The sequence below is a fragment of the Microvirga thermotolerans genome (assembly GCF_009363855.1).
GTDB lineage: Bacteria > Pseudomonadota > Alphaproteobacteria > Rhizobiales > Beijerinckiaceae > Microvirga > Microvirga thermotolerans.
In genome coordinates, this window is sequence record NZ_CP045423.1 from 1,174,099 (window position 1) to 1,192,915 (window position 18,817).

Here is an 18,817-nt window from a genome sequence, read left to right on the forward strand (position 1 = left end):
TCGGACCCGAATGTGGATCCCACGCTCGGGTCCGATGCTTTAGCAACGCTTGACCGGGAACGCGACCCTTTTCGACGGGAAGAGTGAACGGGAACCGTGCGGGGACGGGCCGCAGAGCGGGCCGATCCCTACGGAGCCGGAGAAGGGGCCGCGGTCTTCAGGACGACTTGCCGCCCTCGCCGGTGTCCTCGGCCTTGTCCGCCTTGGCGACCTTGCGGGTGGTCTTGCGCTTGCTGTGGTCGCTGGTGCGGTGGGCGTAGCGCGGCTTCGGCTCCTTCGCGGCGACCGCGCGGGTCGTGGTCGCCGCGTCATCGCTCTCTTCGCCCAGGAGCGAGGCGGGCAGGAACTGGCGGGCGGTCTCGGTCACGACACCGGCGACCGCGCCGGCGGCGGTCTGCACGGCATCCCGGGTCGCGGCGGCGGCCTGGCCTCCCTTGTCGGCTGCGGCCGCGCCGGCCTTCTGCGCGGTGCGGTTCTTCGTGAGTGCCGCGGCGGCCGCGCCGGCGGCGGCGATCAGCGCATCGGCCAGAAGCTCGCGCCCAAGGTCCGAGTTCAGCAGGTCCCTGAGGGGAGGGAACTTGCCCAGCGCCTTCGACAGCTTCGCGCCCGAATCCTTCTTGCCCTTCCCCTTGGCCTTGTCCGACGAACTCTTCTTCGCTTTGGCTTTCGCCATTGTGTCCTCCTGATGGTCAAGCTTGAGGACACAACCCGGCAGGCGGCACGGGAGTTCCCGCCGGAGCGGCGGGGACATCATCCGAAATGCCGCTCCAGGACCTCGCGCACCGCCTCCACGAGCCTCGCCTCGGGCACCGAGAACTGGGCGGGGCGGGCGGCCTTCCATTCCGCGTTGGAGGCGATGGCCTGCGCCGCCTTGGCGCCTTCGATCAGGTCCTTGATCTCGACCTCGCCGCGCTCGCGCTCGTTGGAGCCCTGGATCACCACGCAGGGGCTCTGGCGCCGGTCGGCGTATTTCATCTGCGCCTTCATGCCGGAGGAGCCGAGATAGAGCTCGGCCCGGATACCCGCCTGCCGCAGAGTCGAGACCATGCGCTGGTAGGCGGCGACCTGGTCCCGGTCCATGACCAGCACCACCACCGGACCGGGCTTCTCGGCGCCGGAGACGATGGGGCTGTTCACGGCCTTCAGGGCGGAGAAGAGGCGCGACACGCCGATGGAGAATCCGGTCGCGGGCACCGGCTCGGAGCGGAAGCGCCCGACGAGCCCGTCGTAGCGCCCGCCGCCGCCCACCGAGCCGAAGCGCACGGGGCGCCCGTCCTCGTCCTGGACCTGGAAGGTCAGCTCGGCCTCGTAGACGGGGCCGGTGTAGTATTCGAGGCCGCGCACGACGGATGGGTCGACGACGATGCGGTCCTCGTAGCCGGAGGCCGCGACGAGGGCGGCGATCTCGGCGAGCTCGTTCACGCCCTCCGCGCCGCGCGACGAGGAGCCGACGACCGCGCGAAGATTGTCGACGGTGCCGGCATTGCTCCCGCCCTTCGCGGCGGTGAAGGCGAGCACCCGCGCGATGGCGTCCGGTTCAAGGCCCGCGCCCTTGGTGAAGTCGCCGCTCTCGTCCCTGCGGCCTTCGCCCAGGAGCAGGCGCACGCCCTCGGGGCCCAGGCGGTCGAGCTTGTCGATGGCGCGCAGCACGGTCAGCCGCTGGGCCGCCTTGTCCTCGCCGCCGAGGCCGATGGCCTCGAGCACGCCGTCGAGCACCTTGCGGTTGTTGACCCTGATCACGCAGTCGCCGCGCCCGATGCCGACCTTCTCCAGGGTGTCGGCGGCCATCATGCAGATCTCCGCGTCGGCGGCCACGGAGGCGGCGCCCACCGTGTCGGCGTCGAACTGCATGAACTGGCGGAAGCGGCCCGGGCCGGGCTTCTCGTTGCGGAACACCCAGCCCACGCGATAACTGCGATAGGGCTTCGGCAGTGCGTCGAAGTTCTCGGCCACGTAGCGGGCGAGCGGCGCGGTCAGGTCGTAGCGGAGCGAGAGCCACTGCTCGTCGTCGTCCTGGAAGGAGAACACGCCCTCGTTCGGGCGGTCCTGGTCGGGCAGGAACTTGCCGAGGGCGTCCGTGTACTCGACGAACGGCGTTTCCACGCCCTCGAAGCCGTAGAGCTCATAGGTTTCGCGGATGGCGGCGAGCATGCGCTCCGTCGCCGCGAGTTCGGCGGGGCCGCGGTCGGCGAAGCCGCGCGGCGCGCGGGCCTTGAGTTTGTCGGCCTTGGACATGGGGTAGGGCAGCCGTTTCTTTGCAAAGAGGATGGCGCGTCCTAACCCGCGACGGCGGGAGGGGCAAGGGTTGGCGCGTCGCGCTTCCATCGTACCCCGTCGTCAAGTCAGTCGCTGTCTGGTCCCTGCTCTCGTCCTCCATGGATCGCCGAGGGCACAGGCAGCGCAGCGGCACCCTCTCCCCCGTTACGGGGGAGAGGGGGGTGTGGGCGCCTCGTTTTGCAATCGTGGCGCTGCCACCCCCACCCATCCCCTCCCCGCAAGCGGGGAGGGGATGACCGGATCAAGTCCGGCCGTGGCGACAGAGGGTGGAAGGGCGGGCGTGTGGCTCCCTCTCCCGCAGATCTCGGGAACATCCGAGAAACGCAGGAAGGAGCGGTCAAGCCACCTTCCTGATGATCCGGGCGAGCTTGTCGGCGATCTCGCCGATCTGGTCCTCGGTGACGATGAGCGGCGGGGAGAGGGCGATGGTGTCGCCGGTGACGCGGATCATCAGGCCCTCCTCCTGGAAGCCGCGGTCCATCGCCTCGTAGGCGCGGGCGCCCACCGCATCGGGGCGGGAGGCGAGGTCGATGGCGCCCACGAGCCCGATGGTGCGGATGTCGAGCACGTTCGGCAGGCCCTTGAGCCCGTGGATGGCGTCCGCCCAGACCGGCTCGAGGGTCTTCGCCCGCTCGAAGAGCTTCTCGTCGCGGTAGATGTCCTGCGCCGCCAGGCCGGCCGCGCAGGCGAGCGGGTGGCCCGAATAGGTGTAGCCGTGGAACAGCTCGATGACGTGGTCGGGCCCCTTCATGAAGGCGTCGTGGATGCTCTTGCGCACCAGCACGCCGCCCATGGGCACGGTGCCGGAGTTCACGCCCTTGGCGAAGGTGATCATGTCCGGCACCACCCCGTAGCGCTCCGCCGCGAAGGTGGTGCCGAGGCGGCCGAAGCCGGAGATGACCTCGTCGAAGATTAGCAGGATGCCGTACTTGTCGCAGATCTGGCGCAGGCGCTGGAGGTAGCCCTTGGGTGGCGGCAGCACGCCCGTGGAGCCGGCCATGGGCTCGACGATCACGGCGGCGATGGTGGAGGCGTCGTGCAGGGCGACGATGCGCTCCAGCTCGTCTGCGAGATGCGCGCCCCATTCCGGCTCGCCGCGGGAGAAGGCCTGCTCGGCGCGGTTGTAGGTGTGCGGCAGGTGGTCGACGCCCGCGAGGAGCGTGCCGAAGAACTGACGGTTCTTCACGATGCCGCCCACCGAGATGCCGCCGAAGCCGACCCCGTGATAGCCGCGTTCGCGGCCGATGAGGCGGGTGCGGCTGCCCTGGCCCTGGACGTTCCAGTAGGCCAGCGCGATCTTCAGCGCCGTGTCCACCGCCTCCGAGCCCGAGTTGCAGAAGAAGACGTGGTCGAGATCGCCCGGCGCGAGCTGGGCGATGCGGGAGGCGAGGGCGAAGCCGCCCGCATGGCCGAACTGGAAGGCGGGGGAATAGTCGAGCTCGGCGGCCTGCGCCTGGATGGCGGCGGTGATCTCGTCCCGGTTGTGCCCCGCGTTGCAGCACCACAGGCCTGCGGCGCCGTCGATCACCTCGCGCCCGTCGGGGGTGTAGTAGTACATCCCCTTGGCGCGGGCCACCATGCGGGGCTTCTGCTTGAAGGCGCGGTTGGCGGTGAAGGGCAGCCACCAGGCTTCGAGGTCGTTCGGTGCGGACAGGTCTTTGGCGACCTTGGACGGATGAGCGTTCATGACATTCCCCGGAACATGGATTCGGGAGAAGCCTATCAGCCGTCTCGGCCGCCCGCAAAAGGGAGTTTGCCGCTCCGACGTCCACAGGCGGCGTAAGGTCTCAGCCGGTCATCGCCTCGGCCTCGTAGCCCGCGTCGTCGAGGGCCTTCGCCACCTCCAGGCTTCCCGCCTTCGTCGATACCCGGACGCGCCCGTGCTCCAGGTCGACCTTCACCTCGGCGCCCGGATCGAGGCGCCGGATGGCCCTGGTGACGGCATCCACGCATCCCTGGCAGGTCATGCCCTCGACCTTCATGAGAAGATCCTTGCGGGGTTCGTCCATGATCGCCTTCCTTTCCTGCCCTTCCTGCCGCGCCCTCGGCCCGGGCTCCGGAGCCGTGGCAGTCCCTTCTTTCGCGCCGGCGGCGCTTGCGGACCGGGGCCGGGTCGGACAACATCGTTGCAACAATGATTCGCCTTTTACCACGGGAGCGGGGGCACCCATGGTCGAGACGGCCAAAAGGCCTGACCTTTTCAAAGGCCGGGGGACGAAATGGTTCGTTCTCGGCATCGGGATCGTGGCGTCCGCGGGCGCTGTCGCGGGAGCCATCGCGGCGGAGAGCCTGCTGCCGCTCGTCCTTTTCCTGAATGCGGCGGCCCTGATCGTGATGGCGGCCATCGGGCTGCGGGTGGACGGATCGTCGCAGGAGCTGCGCCGGGCCGCCTCCGAGCTGGCGGCCCTGGCCGCCCGGGTCGCGCGCCTCGAGCGGCAGAGCCCCGGACCCGGCGGTTCGCCCGTACTGCGCTCGGCCGTGGCCGAGGTGACGGGGACCATGGGGCTCCTCGGAGGCGTCGTCCGCGAGCTTGCCCGCAACGTGGCCGCCCAGAACCGGGACGTGGCCGATCTCAAGAGCACCCTCAGGCCTGCCGGCCCCGATCCGGCCGGCGCCGCGCCCGCCCTGCGGGTCGGGCCGGAGACGCGTGCCCCGGCGGCCTCCCCTGCGCAGGAGGCTGCCGAGCCGGAGCCCTGCCTCCTGCCCCTGCCGCCCGGGAGCGGACAGGAGAGCCGCGAGCGGCAGGCGATCCGGGCTTTCGAGACGGGCGGGGTCGAGCTGCATCTCCAGCCGGTCGTGGCTCTGCCCCGGCGCAAGGTCTGCCTCTACGAGGCGCTGGCGCGGCTGCGCCTGGCGGACGGCACCCTGATCGGCCCGGCCGAGTTCCTGCCGGCGCTGGAGCGCGCGGGCCATGCGCGGTCCTTCGACGGGGCGATGCTCGACCGGGCCATCGCGGTGGCCCGCCACCTGGCGGCCCGGAGGAGCGAGGCTTCCGTCGCGGTCAACCTCTCGCCCCGGTCCCTGGGCGAGCCCGGTTTCCTGAATGCGGTCCTGCGCCGGCTCGAGACGGCGCCGGAGGTCGCCGGCCGGATCGTGCTGGAATGGCCGCAGGCCTGCTGGCGCGCCCTCGATCCGGAAGGCCGCGATGCGGTATTCGCCCTCGGCGGATTGGGCATCCCGCTCTCCGTCGACGGCGTGCGGGACCTGCACCTCGACGTGAGGACGCTGGCCGAGCAGGGGGTCCGCTTCGTGAAGATCCCGGCCGAGACGATCCTCGCCGCGTCGGATGCGGACGGGAGCCGCGGCCCGGATGTGCGCGATCTCGCGGCGCACTTGCGCCGATCGGGCATTCGCCTCGTGGCCGAGCGGGTCGAGCGCGAGGAGGCGGTGCCTGCCCTGGCGGAACTCGGCGTGCCGCTCGCCCAGGGCTTCGTCTTTGCCGCGCCCCGCGCGGTCCGCGCGGAGGTTCTGGCGGAGGTCGCGGGGGCGTCTGGCGGGCAGGGGAGCGGGCCCGCATCCGCCCTGCGCCGCGCCGGTTGACTTCCCCGCCCCGAGGGCCTACCGCCCGGCAGCAGGATGCGCGGTGCGGACGGGCCGAACGGCCTGCTCGGGCCCGCGCCGCAACGCGACCCGCAGGGAGCGGTTCGGGCCCGACGCGACGGACCGGCTCCCCAAGCAGTGAGATCCGATGACCGCTTCGCACCGTCCCGCCCTTGTCGATGGGCTGCAGCCCATCGCCGGCCGCTACGACCTGATCCTCTGCGACGTATGGGGTGTCCTCCACAACGGCGTGAAGGCCTACGCCCCCGCCAGCGAGGCGCTCGTCCGCTTCCGCGAGGGGGGCGGGCGGGTGGTGCTCGTCTCCAATGCGCCGCGGCCGGGCTCGGCGGTCGGCACGCAGCTCGACGGGTTCGGCGTCCCGCGCCGGGCCTACGACGCCATCGTCACCTCCGGCGACCTGACCCGGCTCGCCATCGAGGCGCGCATCGACCAGGTCGTGCACCACATCGGACCGCCCCGGGACATGCCGATCTATCACGGCCTCGAGGTCCGCTTCGGCCCCATCGAGGAGGCGGACTACGTGGTCTGCTCGGGCTTCGACAACGACGAGCGCGAGACGGTGGAGGACTACCGGGAGCGGCTCGAGGCGATGCGGGCGCGCGATCTTCCGATGGTCTGCGCCAATCCCGACCTCGTCGTGGAGCGGGGGCGCGCGATCATCCCCTGCGCAGGCACCATCGCGCTCGCCTACGAGGAGATGGGCGGCCGCGTCTTCTATGCGGGCAAGCCCCATGCGCCCATCTACGAGCGCGCCGTCGCCGTCGGGTCCGAGCTCAGGGGGGAGCCGGTCCGGAAGGAGCGGGTGCTCGCCATCGGCGACGCCATCCGCACGGACATCGCGGGCGCGGCGGGCTTCGGCATCGACTCCCTCCTCGTGGCGCGCGGCATCCATGCGGAGGAACTCGGCGCCCATCGCGGCCCGCTCATCTCCCAGCACGTGCAGGACTGGGTCGACCTCCAGCCCGTGAAGCCGAAGGCGATCACCGACGCCCTCTCCTGGGCGGCGTGACCGGACCTCTCGGATCCGCCCCGGATCGAGGGACGGCCCAACCTCTCCCTTGACCCCCGCCAAGCTTTTCGACAGGGTCGCCGCCGCTCCAGTCCATCCCAGGCCCATTCCCGGCCCCATTCCAGGACCCATGCGCCACGACCCCATTTCCCCCCGTCCCTTCACGGTGTGCCGCGACGGCGACGCCGTGCCGGAGGCCCTTGCCGGCGCCGTCGCCGCCATCGGCAATTTCGATGGGGTCCATCGCGGCCACCGGCACCTGATCCGTCTGGCCATGGAGGCGAGGCGCCCGGCGGCGGTGGTGACCTTCGAGCCCCATCCGCGCACCTTCTTCCGGCCGGAGGAGCCCCTGTTCCGCATCACGCCCGAGCCGGTGAAGCTCGCCGTCCTCCAGCGCCTCGGCCTCGACGGCGCCTTCGTCCGGCGTTTCGACGGGCGGCTCGCCGCCCTGAGCGCGGAGGGCTTCGTGGACCTCCTGGCCCACGACCTGAAGCTCGCCGGCGTGGTGATCGGCCACGATTTCCACTTCGGCCGGGGGCGCGAGGGGACCCCCGCCCTGATGACCCGGCTCTGCGCCGCCCGCGGGCTGGGCTGCCGGATCGCCGAGGCCGTCCTGTCCGGCACCGAGCCCGTCTCCTCCAGCGCGATCCGCACCGCCCTCGAACGCGGCGACGTCGCGCAGGCGAATGCGCTGCTCGGCTACCGCTGGTTCGTGCGCGGCGAGGTGCGCCACGGAGACAAGCGGGGGCGCCTCCTCAACTATCCCACGGCCAACATGCGCCTGCCGGACGATTGCCGGCTCCGCTACGGGATCTATGCCGTCCGCGCCGCGCTGCCCGGCGGGGAGCCGGTGGACGGGGTCGCGAGCTTCGGCCGCCGTCCCACTTTCGACAACGGGGCGCCGCTCCTCGAGACGCACCTGTTCGGCTTCGAGGGGGACCTCTACGACAAGGACCTCGATGTCGAGTTCGTCGGGTGGATTCGCGGCGAGGAGCGCTTCGACAGCGTCGAGGCCCTGGTCGCCCGCATGGACCGGGACGCCGAGGAAGCCCGGCGGATGCTGGCGGCCGACGCCACCCAGTCGATGATCGGGTAAGAGCTGTCCCGAATGACAGGATCCAGCCTCGAAGCGACGACGAATTACGATGCCTTCAAAGCCTGCGCTGCCATGGCATAGCCGCCCATGGCGCCGTCCACGAAGTGGATATGGTCGCTGCGGGTGATGGAAGGGACGAAGCACGTCATCAGCGCGGCCTCCTGCCGGTGCAGGCCGTAGCGGGCGATGCCGTCGCGGGCGGCGCTCGCGAGCGCCGCCTCCAGCCGGTCGGCGAGGGCGGAGGTGCAGTCGAGGGTCATGCGCAGCCCGTCGTCGAACTTGCGGAAATCCGTGTTCTCCACGAGCTGGCGCCGGTAGCGGGCGGTGTCGAACCCTCCCGCCTTCAGGTTCAGGCGGAAGACCGCGAAGGCGACGAGCCGCTGCGCCGCCAGGGCGAGAGTCGTCGAAAGCCCGGGCCGCCGCCCGCCGAGGGCCTTCGCTTCCAGGCCGAAGCCGCCGAACGGGGAGGAAAGGGACGGGCCGCCCTCGGGAAGGGGCCGCTTCGCTTCGCCCCTGTCTTCCGCGACGGCGAGGATGCGGTCCACGAGGCCGGCGAAGGCGGCCGGATCCGCCCTCTCGCCCGGAACCACGATCAGGGACAGGATGACCCCGTGCTGGGCCGGGATCTGGTCGAACCGGCAGGACAGGCCCGTCAGGTCGGGATGGATGCCCTCCTCCGCCGGGGGCAGGGCGAAATCGCCCGCCTTCATCCGGCGCTCCGCATAGGCCATGCCGCCGCCGTCGAACATGGCGTAGGCCACGTCCGGCGAGGCGGCGAAGCGGGCGACGCGTACGTCGTGCCCCGCCTCCCGCACCGCCGAGACCGGGGCCAGGGCGATCCGCAGCTCGAGGCCGAAGGCATCCCGCACCCAGGCGGACACGGCGGAGAGGGAGCCCTGGGCGAGGGCCCGCTTGTCGGGCGGCAGGGCGAAGCTCGCCCCGTCCCCGCCGAACACGAAGGGAAAATCCTCCCCGGGCATCGCGTTGGCGACGGCGGCGATCACGGCGGCGGCCGCCGTGTTCACCTCTTTGTAGCGCCCGTCCGCGATGGCGGCGGTGGACCGGACGATGTCGGCGAGGCCGAGCACCCAGTCCTCCGGCAGGGGCGTGTAGATGGACGGGTCGGTCAGCCGCGAGAACCGGTCGAAGACCGGCAGCCCGCCGTAGAAGCCGGAGGTTCCGGCGGGCCGGGGCCGCTGCGGGCCCTCCTGCAGGGGCTGCGTTCCCATGGGCTCCTCCCGGGACGGAGCGGCCGGTCAGGGAAGGGGCCGTCCTTCCGGCGAGCCGCGGTCCAGGAGGTCGGGCAGGGGCTCGCCCTCGGCGACGAAGCGCATCGAGACCGAGTTCATGCAGTAGCGCTCCCCGGTGGGCGGCGGTCCGTCGTTGAAGACGTGGCCGAGATGGCCGTCGCAGCGGGCGCAGCGGATCTCGGTGCGGATCATGCCGTGGCTGGTATCCCGCACGAAGGCGATGTGCGAGCGGTCGAGGGGGTCGAAGAAGCTCGGCCAGCCCGTGCCGGACTCGAACTTGGCGCCCGACTTGAAGAGGGGCAGGCCGCACAGGCGGCAGCCATAGGTGCCCTTGGCCTTGGCGGAATTGAACACGCCGCAGAACGGGCGCTCGGTGCCGTGGTCGAGGATGACGTGGCGCTCCTCGTCGTTGAGGTCGGCGGCCAGACGCTCGAACTGCTCCCGGGTGGGAGGGGTGAGGTCGAAGCCCGCCTTGGAACGCCGCTCCGTTGCGGCAGGGGTCGGATGGTCCATCGCGCGGTCCTTGCTCTGGTCGTTGAAGGCGCAACCCAATATGGGGCCTCCCGCCGGCAATAAGAAGCGCCCGCCGCCGCGGCCACGCTTTATTCTCGGCCCTCACGCTGCTAAAAGGCTCGGCATGTCCGTGCTCCTCCAAGTTTCAGGCGGGAATTTCGTCCGCGTTCCGCGAATTACCGGCCCGGCCTTCGCTTGAGTGCGAAGGTCCGGGATTGACGCCTTTCGCCCCGATACGACCCGATTTCGGATGCCCGATCGTCCCGCATGCCAGCGGACAGACAAAGACTTTCGACCGCCATGTCAGACAAGACCGCCGACAAGACCGACGCGCCCGCGCGCGACTATTCCGAGACCCTGTTTCTCCCGCAGACGGACTTTCCCATGCGGGCCGGTCTGCCGCAGCGCGAGCCGCAGATCCTCCAGCGCTGGAACGAGATCAGGCTCTACGAGCGCCTGCGCGAGGTCCAGAAGGGCCGCACCCGGTTCGTGCTCCACGACGGCCCTCCCTATGCGAACGGCAACATCCATATCGGCCACGCCCTCAACAAGATCCTGAAGGATATCGTCGTCCGCTCCCAGGGCATGCTCGGCTTCGACTCCAACTACGTGCCCGGCTGGGACTGCCACGGCCTGCCCATCGAGTGGAAGATCGAGGAGGAGTACCGGGCCAAGGGCAAGAACAAGGACGAGGTGCCGATCGTCGAGTTCCGGCGCGAGTGCCGCGCCTTCGCGGAAAAGTGGATCGACGTGCAGCGCGAGGAGTTCAAGCGCCTCGGCGTGGAGGGCGACTGGGCCCATCCCTACCAGACCATGTCCTACGACGCGGAGGCGCAGATCGCCCGCGAGATCATGAAGTTCGCGGTCTCCGGCCAGCTCTACCGCGGCTCGAAGCCGGTCATGTGGTCCTCCGTGGAAAGGACCGCTCTCGCCGAGGCCGAGGTGGAGTATCACGAGAAGACCTCCACCACGATCTGGGTGAAGTTCCCCATCGTGCGCACCCTCGACGTCGATCTCGAAGGGGCCTCGGTGGTGATCTGGACCACGACGCCCTGGACCATCCCGGCCAACCGCGCCATCGCCTTCGGCTCCGAGATCGCCTACGGCCTCTATCGGATCGCCGATGCGGCCGCCGACAACTGGGCGAAGGCGGGAGACCGGCTCATCGTGGCGGACAAGCTCGCCGCCGACGTCTTTGCCGCCGCGCGCGTGACCGCCTACGAGCGGGTGAAGGACGTGCTGCCGGTGATGATCGATCGCTGCGCCCACCCCTTCCGCGGCCTTCCCGGCGCGAACGGCTACTGGGACTTCGACGTGCCCATGCTGCCGGCCGACTACGTCACCGACGACGCGGGCACCGGCTTCGTGCACACGGCGCCCGGCCACGGCGCGGACGACTACAACACCTACGTGAAGCACAAGGCCGTGTTCGAGGCCTGCGGCACCCGTGAGGTTCCCCACACGGTCGCTCCGGATTCCTCCTACTATCCGGACGTGCCGTTCTTCGCGGGCGAGCGGATCTACGACGACAAGGGCAAGGACGCGGGCGCCAACGAGGCGGTCATCCGCAAGCTCGTCGAGGTCGGGGCGCTGATCGCGCGCGGGCGGCTCAAGCACCAGTATCCCCATTCCTGGCGCTCGAAGGGGCCGCTCATCTTCCGCAACACGCCGCAATGGTTCATCGCCATGGACAAGCCCCTCGACGGCGAGGGCGACACCCTGCGCCAGCGCGCGCTCCATGCGATCAGGACCGTGGAATGGGTGCCGGAGGCGGGCGAGAACCGCATCACCGGCATGATCGAGAACCGTCCCGACTGGGTGGTCTCGCGCCAGCGCGCCTGGGGCGTGCCGATCGCCGTCTTCGTGCGGAAGGGGACGAACGAGATCCTCAAGGACGAGCGCGTGAACGCCGCCATCGCGGAGGCCTTCGAGAAGGAAGGCGCCGACGCCTGGTACAAGGACGACGGCGCCCGCTTCCTGAAGGCGGGCGGCTACGACATCGCCGATTACGAGAAGGTCGACGACATTCTCGACGTATGGTTCGATTCCGGCTCCACCCACGCCTTTGCCCTGGAAAAGCGCGAGGACCTGAAGGTGCGCCGCAAGGTCGACGGCGGGCCCGACCAGGTCATGTACCTGGAAGGCTCCGACCAGCACCGCGGCTGGTTCCACTCCTCGCTCCTCGAAAGCTGCGGCACCCGCGGCCGGGCGCCGTACGACATCGTGCTGACCCACGGCTTCGTCCTCGACGAGAAGGGGCAGAAGATGTCGAAGTCCCTCGGCAACGTGGTCGCGCCGCAGAAGGTCATCCAGGAATCGGGCGCCGACATCCTGCGCCTGTGGGTGGCGGCGTCGGACTATTCCGACGACCTGCGCATCGGCCCGGAGATCCTGAAGACCTTCGTGGAGACCTACCGCAAGCTGCGCAACACGATCCGCTGGATGCTGGGCTCGCTCGCCCATTTCCACGAGGCGGACAGGATCGAGCCGCGCACCATGCCGGAGCTGGAGCGCTTCGTGCTGCATCGCCTCGCCGAGCTCGACGGCGAGATGCGCGAGGCCTACCGCGCCTTCGACTACAAGCGGGTGGTCGCCCTGCTCAACTCCTTCATGACCACGGACCTGTCGGCCTTCTACTTCGACATCCGCAAGGACGCGCTCTACTGCGATCCCCTGTCGAGCCACGTGCGCAAGAGCGCGCTGACGGTGATCGACCAGACCTTCCGCGCCGTCGCGACCTGGATCGCGCCGATCCTCGCCTTCACCGCGGAGGAGGCATGGCTCGCCCGCTATCCGCAGGCGGAGTCGGTGCATCTGGAGACCTTCCCCGCCATCCCGTCCGAATGGCGGGACGAGGCGCTCGCCGAGCGCTGGGCCAAGATCCGCCGGGTGCGCCGCGTCATCACCGGCGCGCTCGAGGTGGAGCGGGCGCAGAAGCGCATCGGCGCGAGCCTGGAGGCGGCGCCCACGGTGTTCATCGCGGACGCGGCCCTCTACGAGGCCGTGCAGGGACTCGACCTGGCGGAGATCGCCATCACCTCCGGCATCCGCGTGGAGCGGGGCGAAGGCCCGGCGGAGGCCTTCCGGCTCGACGAGGTGAAGGGCGTGGCGGTGGTTCCCGCCCTGGCGTCGGGCCGCAAGTGCGCCCGCTCGTGGAAGGTCTCGCCCGAGGTCGGCAGCGACCCGGACTACCCTGACGTCACCCCCCGCGACGCCGCGGCCCTGCGGGAGTGGGACGCCCTGAGGACGGCGGCGGAATGAGCGCGGGCGGCAGCGAACCGGACGCCCCGCTTCCCCCGTCCGGCGCGCCCGACGGGGACGCTCCGGCGCGCCCCGCTCCGGCTCGGCGGGCCCCGCCGCGGAACGGGAAGGGGACGCGCCCCGCCGGGGGCAGGGGAGCCCGGAAGGGCAAGGGTGCGCTCTCCCTCGCGGCCGGCCTCGGCTTCTCGCTGGCCCTTCTCACCCTGGTCCTCGACCAGGCGACGAAGCTCTACACGCTCTTCGTCTACGAGCTTCCCATCCGCGAGCCGGTGGCCCTGAACCCCTTCGTCAACCTGATCGTGGTGTGGAACCGGGGCATTTCCTACGGTCTCTTCCAGCAGCATACGGAGCTCGGCCGCTGGATCCTCATCGCGGTGTCCGTCCTGGCCGCGGCCGGCCTCTCGGTCTGGATCCGGCGGACGACGGCCAAGCTCCTCGCGGCCTCCCTGGGCCTGATCGTCGGGGGCGCCGTGGGGAACGTGATCGACCGGCTCGCCTACGGGGCCGTGTTCGACTTCATCCAGCTGCGGATCGGAGACTGGTCCTGGTACGTGTTCAACGTGGCCGATGCGGCCATCGTTGCGGGGGTGGCCGGATTGCTCTATGACTCCTTCGTGCTGGAGAAGCGCCGCAAGGCGTGACCGGGCGCGCGAGAACGCCAGGCTGCCTTATGTTCGCCAGAAAGAACCATCAGGCGTTCCGGCAAGAATGGAACAACCAAGCGGTGGGTGCCATGAAGGGATTGAAGGTCATCGGTTGCGCGGGTGCGCTTGCGCTCCTCGTCGCCGCCACGGGGGCGTCGGCGGAGGAGGGCGAGGCCGTCAAGAGCCTGCTGGGCAGCATCGGCATCATCCCGAAGGAAAAGCCCCCCATCCAGTACAACGAGCGCCCGCCGCTCGTGCTGCCGCCCAAGATGGAGCTGCGTCCCCCGGTCGCCGGCGGGGCCGAGGCGCGCAACGCCAACTGGCCCAAGGACCCGGACGTGGCCGCCGCCCGCAAGGCTGCCGCCGAGGCGCGCACGCCCTATACGAGCTCCGAGCTTTACAAGAACACCGAGGGCAGGCGCCTTTCCGTGGAGGAGATGCGCGCCGGCCGCGATCCGAACAACTACGTCTCGGGCGGCGCGCCCGCTCCGGTCGGCCGCCAGGCGGACAAGAGCGTCATGAGCCCGGACGAGCTGCGCGCCTTCAGCACCGACAAGGACAACGTCAAGCTGTCCGGCGGCGGGCTCGAGCGCCGCTATCTCAGCGACCCGCCGGGAGGGCTCCTCAAGGCGGCGGGCGGCGCTCCGCTCAAAGCCTCGGCGGATCCGGTCCCGGTGGGAGACCCCGACAGCCCCCTGGCCTTCATCCGCCAGCAGCAGCAGCGCTAGGGCGGCGCTCTTCCCGGCTTTCCCTTCAGGCGAACGGACCCCCGTTTCGCCTGAAGTCGTTTTAAGGGCAAGCGTGGCCGGCAATTCGGAGAAGCCTCTCCCCCGAAAGGTGTGCTGCTCCGCTTGCGTCGCCCTGCGATTGCATTATTCCCCTGAAAATCCGGCTCCTCGAGCCGCAGCGATGCCGACAAGATTGGAAATGTCATGGACACATCCCTGAAGCCCCTGCCGCGCACCGGAACCCCTTCGGAAGGGCGGACCGAAGGCAGCGGGCCGGACGTTTCCTCCTTCACCCTCGACAACGGCCTCGACGTGGTGGTGATCCCCGACCGCCGGGTGCCGGTCGTCACCCACATGGTGTGGTACCGCAACGGCTCGGCCGACGACCCGCTCGGCCAGTCTGGTATCGCCCATTTCCTCGAGCACCTGATGTTCAAGGGCACGGAGAAGCATCCGGCGGGCGAGTTCTCGAAGGTGGTCTCCGGCCTCGGCGGCCAGGAGAACGCCTTCACCTCCTTCGACTACACCGCCTACTTCCAGCGCGTCGCCCGCGACCACCTCAAGACCATGATGGCCTTCGAGGCCGACCGCATGACCAACCTCCTCCTGGAGGAGAGCGTCATCGGGCCGGAGCGGGACGTGGTGCTGGAGGAGCGCCGCATGCGCGTCGAGACGGACCCCTCCGCCCAGCTCGCGGAGGCCATGGCCGCCGCCCTGTTCGTGCACCATCCCTACGGCATTCCGATCATCGGCTGGATGCACGAGATCGAGACGCTCAACCGTGACCATGCGCTCGACTATTACCGCCGCTTCTACACCCCGGAGAACGCCATCCTCGTGGTGGCGGGCGACGTGACCGCCGACGAGGTGCGCCGCCTGAGCGAGGACACCTACGGACGCATCGCGCCGAGCGGGGCGCGCCCGGTGCGCTTCCGCCCCCGCGACCCGGAGCCGGTCGCCGCACGCCACATCACGGTCGCGGACCCGAAGGTGGAGCAGCCCACTCTCCAGCGCCTCTACCTCGTTCCCTCCTGCCGCACGGCGAAAGACCGGGACTGCTATGCCCTGGAACTCCTCGCGGAGGTGATCGGCGGCGGACCGACTTCCTATCTCTACCGCCGGCTGGTCCTGGAGAAGGGCCTCGCGGTGAATGCGGGCGCCTGGTACATGTCATCCGCCATGGAGGACACCCGCTTCTGCGTCTATGCGGTTCCGGCCGAGGGCGTGTCGCTGCCCGACCTGGAGGAGGCGCTGGACGCCGCCCTGCGGGCCATCCCGGCGGAGGCGCTGGACTCGGATGCCATCGAGCGGGCCAAGACCCGCCTCGTGGCGGAGACCATCTATTCCACCGACAGCCAGTCCTCGCTTGCCCGCATCTACGGCTCGGCGCTCGCCATCGGCGAGACCCTGGAAGACGTGCGCCGCTGGCCGCTGGAGATCGAGGCCGTGCTGAAGGACGACCTCGCCTCGGCTGCCGAGCGCTACCTCGTCCCGCGCCGGTCGGTGACGGGGTACCTGCGCAAGCCTGCCTCCTGAGGAGACACCGCCCGCGCCGCATCCGGGACGGAGAGCATTTCCAGGGAACGTGGGAACCGGCTTTCCGTTCGAAGATGCGGCCCACAAAGGACTGAGGAGCGGCCTGCGATTCCATCGAGGCGCAAGCCGCTCGAGCCACAACGAGACGATCATGACCGCTTCCGCCGACATCCGCTCCGCCGCCTCGCCGACCACGGTGAAGACTCTCACGTCCCCCCGGGGCGTCGAGGCCTGGCACGTCGAATCCGACGTGGTGCCGCTGATCGCGGTCGCCTTCACCTTCGAGGGCGGCTCGGCCCAGGATCCCGAGGACAGGCCCGGAGTGGCCCAGATGCTGGCCCGCCTGCTCGACGAGGGCGCGGGCCCCTACAATTCCGACGCCTTCCAGGAGCGCCTCGCCGCGCGCGCCATCGAGCTTTCCTTCAATGCCGGCAACGACGCCATCGGCGGTTCGCTCAAGACCCTGGTCAAGCATGCGGACGAGGCTTTCGAGCTCCTGCGCCTGGCGCTGCTCGAGCCGCGCTTCGACCACGACGCCATCGAGCGCGTGCGCGCGCAGACCATCGCGGGGCTGCGCTACCAGCAGAACGATCCGGGCGTGATGGCGACGCGCCGCTTCTTCGAGGAGGCTTTCCCCGGCCATCCCTACGGCCGCCCGACCTCCGGCACCGTGGAGAGCGTCGCCGCGATCACGCGCGACGACCTCGCCGCCATGCACAGGGCGATCCTCGCGCGCGGCCGCGTGAAGATCGCCGTGGTCGGCGCCATCGATGCGGAGCGTCTCTCGGTCCTTCTCGACAAGGCGTTCGGCGACCTGCCGGAGGCCAGGCCCCTGAATCCCGTCGAGCCCGTCCCGCTGCAGAATCTCGGCGTGCGGCATGTGGTCGATCTCGACGTGCCGCAATCGGTGATCCGTTTCGGCACGCCGGGCATTCCGTGGCGCGACCCCGGCTTCATCCCGGCCTATGTGCTCAACCACGTCCTCGGCGGCGGCGCCTTCACGTCGCGCCTGTTCCAGGAGGTGCGCGAGAAGCGCGGGCTCGCCTACAGCGTCGGCACCTCCCTCGTGAGCTACCGCGCCGCGGCGATGACCTGGGGCTACACCGCCACCAAGAACGAGCGCGTCGCCGAGGCGCTGGACGTGATCTCGGGCGAGATGATGCGCCTGAAGGAGGAGGGCCCCTCGGAGCAGGAACTGCAGAAGGCGAAGGACTATCTGATCGGTTCCTATGCGCTGGGCTTCGATACCTCGACGAAGATCGCCCACACCCTCGTGCAGATCGCCTTCGAGGGCCTGGGCGTCGACTACATCGCCCGGCGTAACGACCTCGTCGCCGCGGTGACGACCGCCGACATCGCCGGCGCGGCGGAGCGCATCTTCGGCGACGGCCGGATGCTCACCGTCATCGCCGGGCGCCCGACGGGTCTCTAGAAGACGCGCGGCCGCTTCGCACCGTTTCCCCTGCCGTTCGGGGGACGCACCTGAAGGTGCGCCCTCCGACCCTAGCCGCCGCCGCCTCTCTGCCCTAGTGTTTCGCTCCCCCCTGTGTGACGAGTCGGAGCATCCGGATGGCCCTTCAGCAATCGATCGATCTTGCCCTTGCATCCCACATCGGCGACGGCGGTCTGCCGCGGACCGCGCTCGATGCGGCGCTGGCGGTGGTCGGGCGCGGAATGAAGCGCCTTGCCGAGGACGATGCGACGGGGCGGCTGCCGCTCCTGCACATGCCCCGCGTCACGGAGGACCTCGACGGCATCCGCGAGGCCGCGTCGTGGCTGCGCCGGGACGCCACCGACGTGGTGTTCCTCGGCACGGGCGGATCGAGCCTGGGCGGGCAGACCCTCGCGCAGCTCAAGGACTACGCCGTGCCCGGCGCCGGGCGCTTCGCGGACGGGCCGCGGGTGCATTTCCTCGACAACCTCGACCCCGTCACCTTCGACCGGGTACTGCACAAATTGCCGCTGTCCTCGACGCGCTTCGTGGCGATCTCGAAATCCGGCGGCACCGGCGAGACGCTCATGCAGACCATGGCGGTTCTCTCCGCCCTCGACAGGGCGGGCCTCAAGGCGCGCCCGGCCGATGCGCTCCTCGGCCTCTCGGAGCCGCGCAAGGCAGGGACCCGGAACGCCCTGCGCGACCTGCTCGAACCGGAGGGCGTTCGCTTCCTCGATCACCACACGGGCATCGGCGGGCGCTATTCGGTGCTCACCAACGTGGGGCTCCTGCCCGCCGCCGTGCTCGGCCTCGACATCGCCGCCGTCCGTGCAGGTGCGGCGGAGGCCTACGAACCCTTCCGCGCAGGCCGTCCCGCGGCCGAGACCCCGGCGGCCGTCGGCGCCGCCCTCAACATCGCCATGGCCCTCGAAGGCAGGAACATCGCCGTCACCATGGCCTATGCGGACCGGCTGGAGCGCTACACCCGCTGGTGGGTGCAGCTCTGGGCGGAGAGCATCGGCAAGGATGGCAAGGGCTCGCAGCCGGTGGCGGCCATCGGCCCGGTCGACCAGCACAGCCAGCTCCAGCTCTATCTCGCGGGTCCGAACGACAAGCTCTTCACGGTGATCACCACCGGCGTCGAAGGGCAGGGGCCCGTCATGGACGCGAAGCTCGCGGAGCGCGCCGGCGCGGCGGAATTCGCCGGCAAGCACATCGGCGACCTCGTGGCCGCGCAGGGACGGGCCACGGCCGACACGCTCGCCCGCAACCGCCGCCCGACCCGCCGCATCCACATCGACAGGCTCGACGAGCGGGCCATGGGCGAACTGCTCATGCACGGCATGCTGGAGACGATCCTCACCGGCTACGCGCTCGGCGTCGATCCCTTCGACCAGCCGGCGGTGGAGGAGGGCAAGATCCTCGCCAAGCAGTATCTCGCGCAGGCGAAGTGACGGGCCTTCGGCACGGCAGGAGGAAGCCGCGCCTTTCATCATGTTCCTGCCGC

15 protein-coding genes are annotated in these 18,817 nt (G+C 70.2%); 9 read left to right on the top strand and 6 right to left on the bottom strand.

Annotated features, from left to right (window positions below):
- Positions 1 to 157 precede the first annotated feature (157 nt).
- From GDR74_RS05445 to GDR74_RS05460, 4 genes are all read right to left on the bottom strand, one after another.
- Positions 158 to 673, bottom strand: a complete 516-nt coding sequence (locus GDR74_RS05445; RefSeq protein ID WP_152585351.1) for a hypothetical protein — start codon at positions 671 to 673, stop codon at positions 158 to 160.
- A 77-nt stretch (positions 674 to 750) separates the two neighbouring features.
- Positions 751 to 2,235 (bottom strand): histidine--tRNA ligase, encoded by a 1,485-nt coding sequence (hisS, locus tag GDR74_RS05450; protein WP_152585352.1) that lies wholly within the window; start codon positions 2,233 to 2,235, stop codon positions 751 to 753.
- A 379-nt stretch (positions 2,236 to 2,614) separates the two neighbouring features.
- Entirely contained in the window at positions 2,615 to 3,964 is a 1,350-nt protein-coding gene (gene aptA / locus GDR74_RS05455) for an omega-aminotransferase AptA (RefSeq protein ID WP_152585353.1), read from the bottom strand.
- A gap of 100 nt (positions 3,965 to 4,064) precedes the next feature.
- Positions 4,065 to 4,286: a heavy-metal-associated domain-containing protein gene (locus GDR74_RS05460; RefSeq protein WP_152585354.1), complete on the bottom strand. Its 222-nt coding sequence runs from the start codon at positions 4,284 to 4,286 to the stop codon at positions 4,065 to 4,067.
- 160 nt (positions 4,287 to 4,446) lie between these two features.
- On the opposite strand from GDR74_RS05460, the gene GDR74_RS05465 reads away from it, so the two are divergent.
- The 3 genes from GDR74_RS05465 to GDR74_RS05475 all read left to right on the top strand — a co-directional run bounded on the left by GDR74_RS05465 (position 4,447) and on the right by GDR74_RS05475 (position 7,943).
- Positions 4,447 to 5,817 carry an EAL domain-containing protein gene (locus GDR74_RS05465; protein ID WP_194164627.1) on the top strand — a complete coding sequence of 457 codons (1,371 nt, stop codon included), beginning with the start codon at positions 4,447 to 4,449 and terminating at the stop codon, positions 5,815 to 5,817.
- A 148-nt stretch (positions 5,818 to 5,965) separates the two neighbouring features.
- Complete coding sequence (locus GDR74_RS05470; protein ID WP_152585356.1) at positions 5,966 to 6,847, top strand: TIGR01459 family HAD-type hydrolase; 882 nt, start codon at positions 5,966 to 5,968, stop codon at positions 6,845 to 6,847.
- A 130-nt stretch (positions 6,848 to 6,977) separates the two neighbouring features.
- Complete coding sequence (locus GDR74_RS05475) at positions 6,978 to 7,943, top strand: bifunctional riboflavin kinase/FAD synthetase (protein ID WP_152585357.1); 966 nt, start codon at positions 6,978 to 6,980, stop codon at positions 7,941 to 7,943.
- A gap of 44 nt (positions 7,944 to 7,987) precedes the next feature.
- Here the strand turns inward: GDR74_RS05475 and GDR74_RS05480 are convergent, their stop codons facing one another.
- Together GDR74_RS05480 and msrB are read right to left on the bottom strand one after the other, a co-directional pair.
- Positions 7,988 to 9,172, bottom strand: coding sequence for a DUF3095 domain-containing protein (locus GDR74_RS05480; RefSeq protein ID WP_152585358.1), 1,185 nt, complete (start codon positions 9,170 to 9,172; stop codon positions 7,988 to 7,990).
- Positions 9,173 to 9,199: 27 nt separating this feature from the next.
- On the bottom strand, positions 9,200 to 9,706 hold the full coding sequence (msrB, locus tag GDR74_RS05485) for a peptide-methionine (R)-S-oxide reductase MsrB (RefSeq protein WP_152585359.1): 507 nt from the start codon (positions 9,704 to 9,706) through the stop codon (positions 9,200 to 9,202).
- A gap of 300 nt (positions 9,707 to 10,006) precedes the next feature.
- Between msrB and ileS the strand changes: the two genes are divergently transcribed.
- The 6 genes from ileS (at position 10,007) to GDR74_RS05515 (ending at position 18,764) form a co-directional block, all read left to right on the top strand.
- Positions 10,007 to 12,967, top strand: a complete 2,961-nt coding sequence (gene ileS, locus GDR74_RS05490; protein ID WP_152585360.1) for an isoleucine--tRNA ligase — start codon at positions 10,007 to 10,009, stop codon at positions 12,965 to 12,967.
- Positions 12,968 to 13,155: 188 nt separating this feature from the next.
- Positions 13,156 to 13,608 (top strand): signal peptidase II, encoded by a 453-nt coding sequence (gene lspA / locus GDR74_RS05495; RefSeq protein WP_152587662.1) that lies wholly within the window; start codon positions 13,156 to 13,158, stop codon positions 13,606 to 13,608.
- A 92-nt stretch (positions 13,609 to 13,700) separates the two neighbouring features.
- On the top strand, positions 13,701 to 14,339 hold the full coding sequence (locus GDR74_RS05500; protein WP_152585361.1) for a hypothetical protein: 639 nt from the start codon (positions 13,701 to 13,703) through the stop codon (positions 14,337 to 14,339).
- Between the two features lie 204 nt (positions 14,340 to 14,543).
- On the top strand, positions 14,544 to 15,875 hold the full coding sequence (locus tag GDR74_RS05505; protein ID WP_152585362.1) for a M16 family metallopeptidase: 1,332 nt from the start codon (positions 14,544 to 14,546) through the stop codon (positions 15,873 to 15,875).
- A 151-nt stretch (positions 15,876 to 16,026) separates the two neighbouring features.
- Positions 16,027 to 17,307, top strand: coding sequence for a M16 family metallopeptidase (locus GDR74_RS05510; RefSeq protein ID WP_152585363.1), 1,281 nt, complete (start codon positions 16,027 to 16,029; stop codon positions 17,305 to 17,307).
- Positions 17,308 to 17,444: 137 nt separating this feature from the next.
- Positions 17,445 to 18,764 carry a glucose-6-phosphate isomerase gene (locus tag GDR74_RS05515; protein ID WP_152585364.1) on the top strand — a complete coding sequence of 440 codons (1,320 nt, stop codon included), beginning with the start codon at positions 17,445 to 17,447 and terminating at the stop codon, positions 18,762 to 18,764.
- The last annotated feature ends 53 nt before the right edge of the window (positions 18,765 to 18,817 follow it).

Coding starts and splice junctions, on each gene's coding strand:
- GDR74_RS05445 (WP_152585351.1), bottom strand. CDS start 673: ATGGCGAAAGCCAAAGCGAAGAAGAGTTCGTCGGACAAGGCCAAGGGG.
- hisS (WP_152585352.1), bottom strand. CDS start 2,235: ATGTCCAAGGCCGACAAACTCAAGGCCCGCGCGCCGCGCGGCTTCGCC.
- aptA (WP_152585353.1), bottom strand. CDS start 3,964: ATGAACGCTCATCCGTCCAAGGTCGCCAAAGACCTGTCCGCACCGAAC.
- GDR74_RS05460 (WP_152585354.1), bottom strand. CDS start 4,286: ATGGACGAACCCCGCAAGGATCTTCTCATGAAGGTCGAGGGCATGACC.
- GDR74_RS05465 (WP_194164627.1), top strand. CDS start 4,447: ATGGTCGAGACGGCCAAAAGGCCTGACCTTTTCAAAGGCCGGGGGACG.
- GDR74_RS05470 (WP_152585356.1), top strand. CDS start 5,966: ATGACCGCTTCGCACCGTCCCGCCCTTGTCGATGGGCTGCAGCCCATC.
- GDR74_RS05475 (WP_152585357.1), top strand. CDS start 6,978: ATGCGCCACGACCCCATTTCCCCCCGTCCCTTCACGGTGTGCCGCGAC.
- GDR74_RS05480 (WP_152585358.1), bottom strand. CDS start 9,172: ATGGGAACGCAGCCCCTGCAGGAGGGCCCGCAGCGGCCCCGGCCCGCC.
- msrB (WP_152585359.1), bottom strand. CDS start 9,706: ATGGACCATCCGACCCCTGCCGCAACGGAGCGGCGTTCCAAGGCGGGC.
- ileS (WP_152585360.1), top strand. CDS start 10,007: ATGTCAGACAAGACCGCCGACAAGACCGACGCGCCCGCGCGCGACTAT.
- GDR74_RS05500 (WP_152585361.1), top strand. CDS start 13,701: ATGAAGGGATTGAAGGTCATCGGTTGCGCGGGTGCGCTTGCGCTCCTC.
- GDR74_RS05505 (WP_152585362.1), top strand. CDS start 14,544: ATGGACACATCCCTGAAGCCCCTGCCGCGCACCGGAACCCCTTCGGAA.
- GDR74_RS05510 (WP_152585363.1), top strand. CDS start 16,027: ATGACCGCTTCCGCCGACATCCGCTCCGCCGCCTCGCCGACCACGGTG.
- GDR74_RS05515 (WP_152585364.1), top strand. CDS start 17,445: ATGGCCCTTCAGCAATCGATCGATCTTGCCCTTGCATCCCACATCGGC.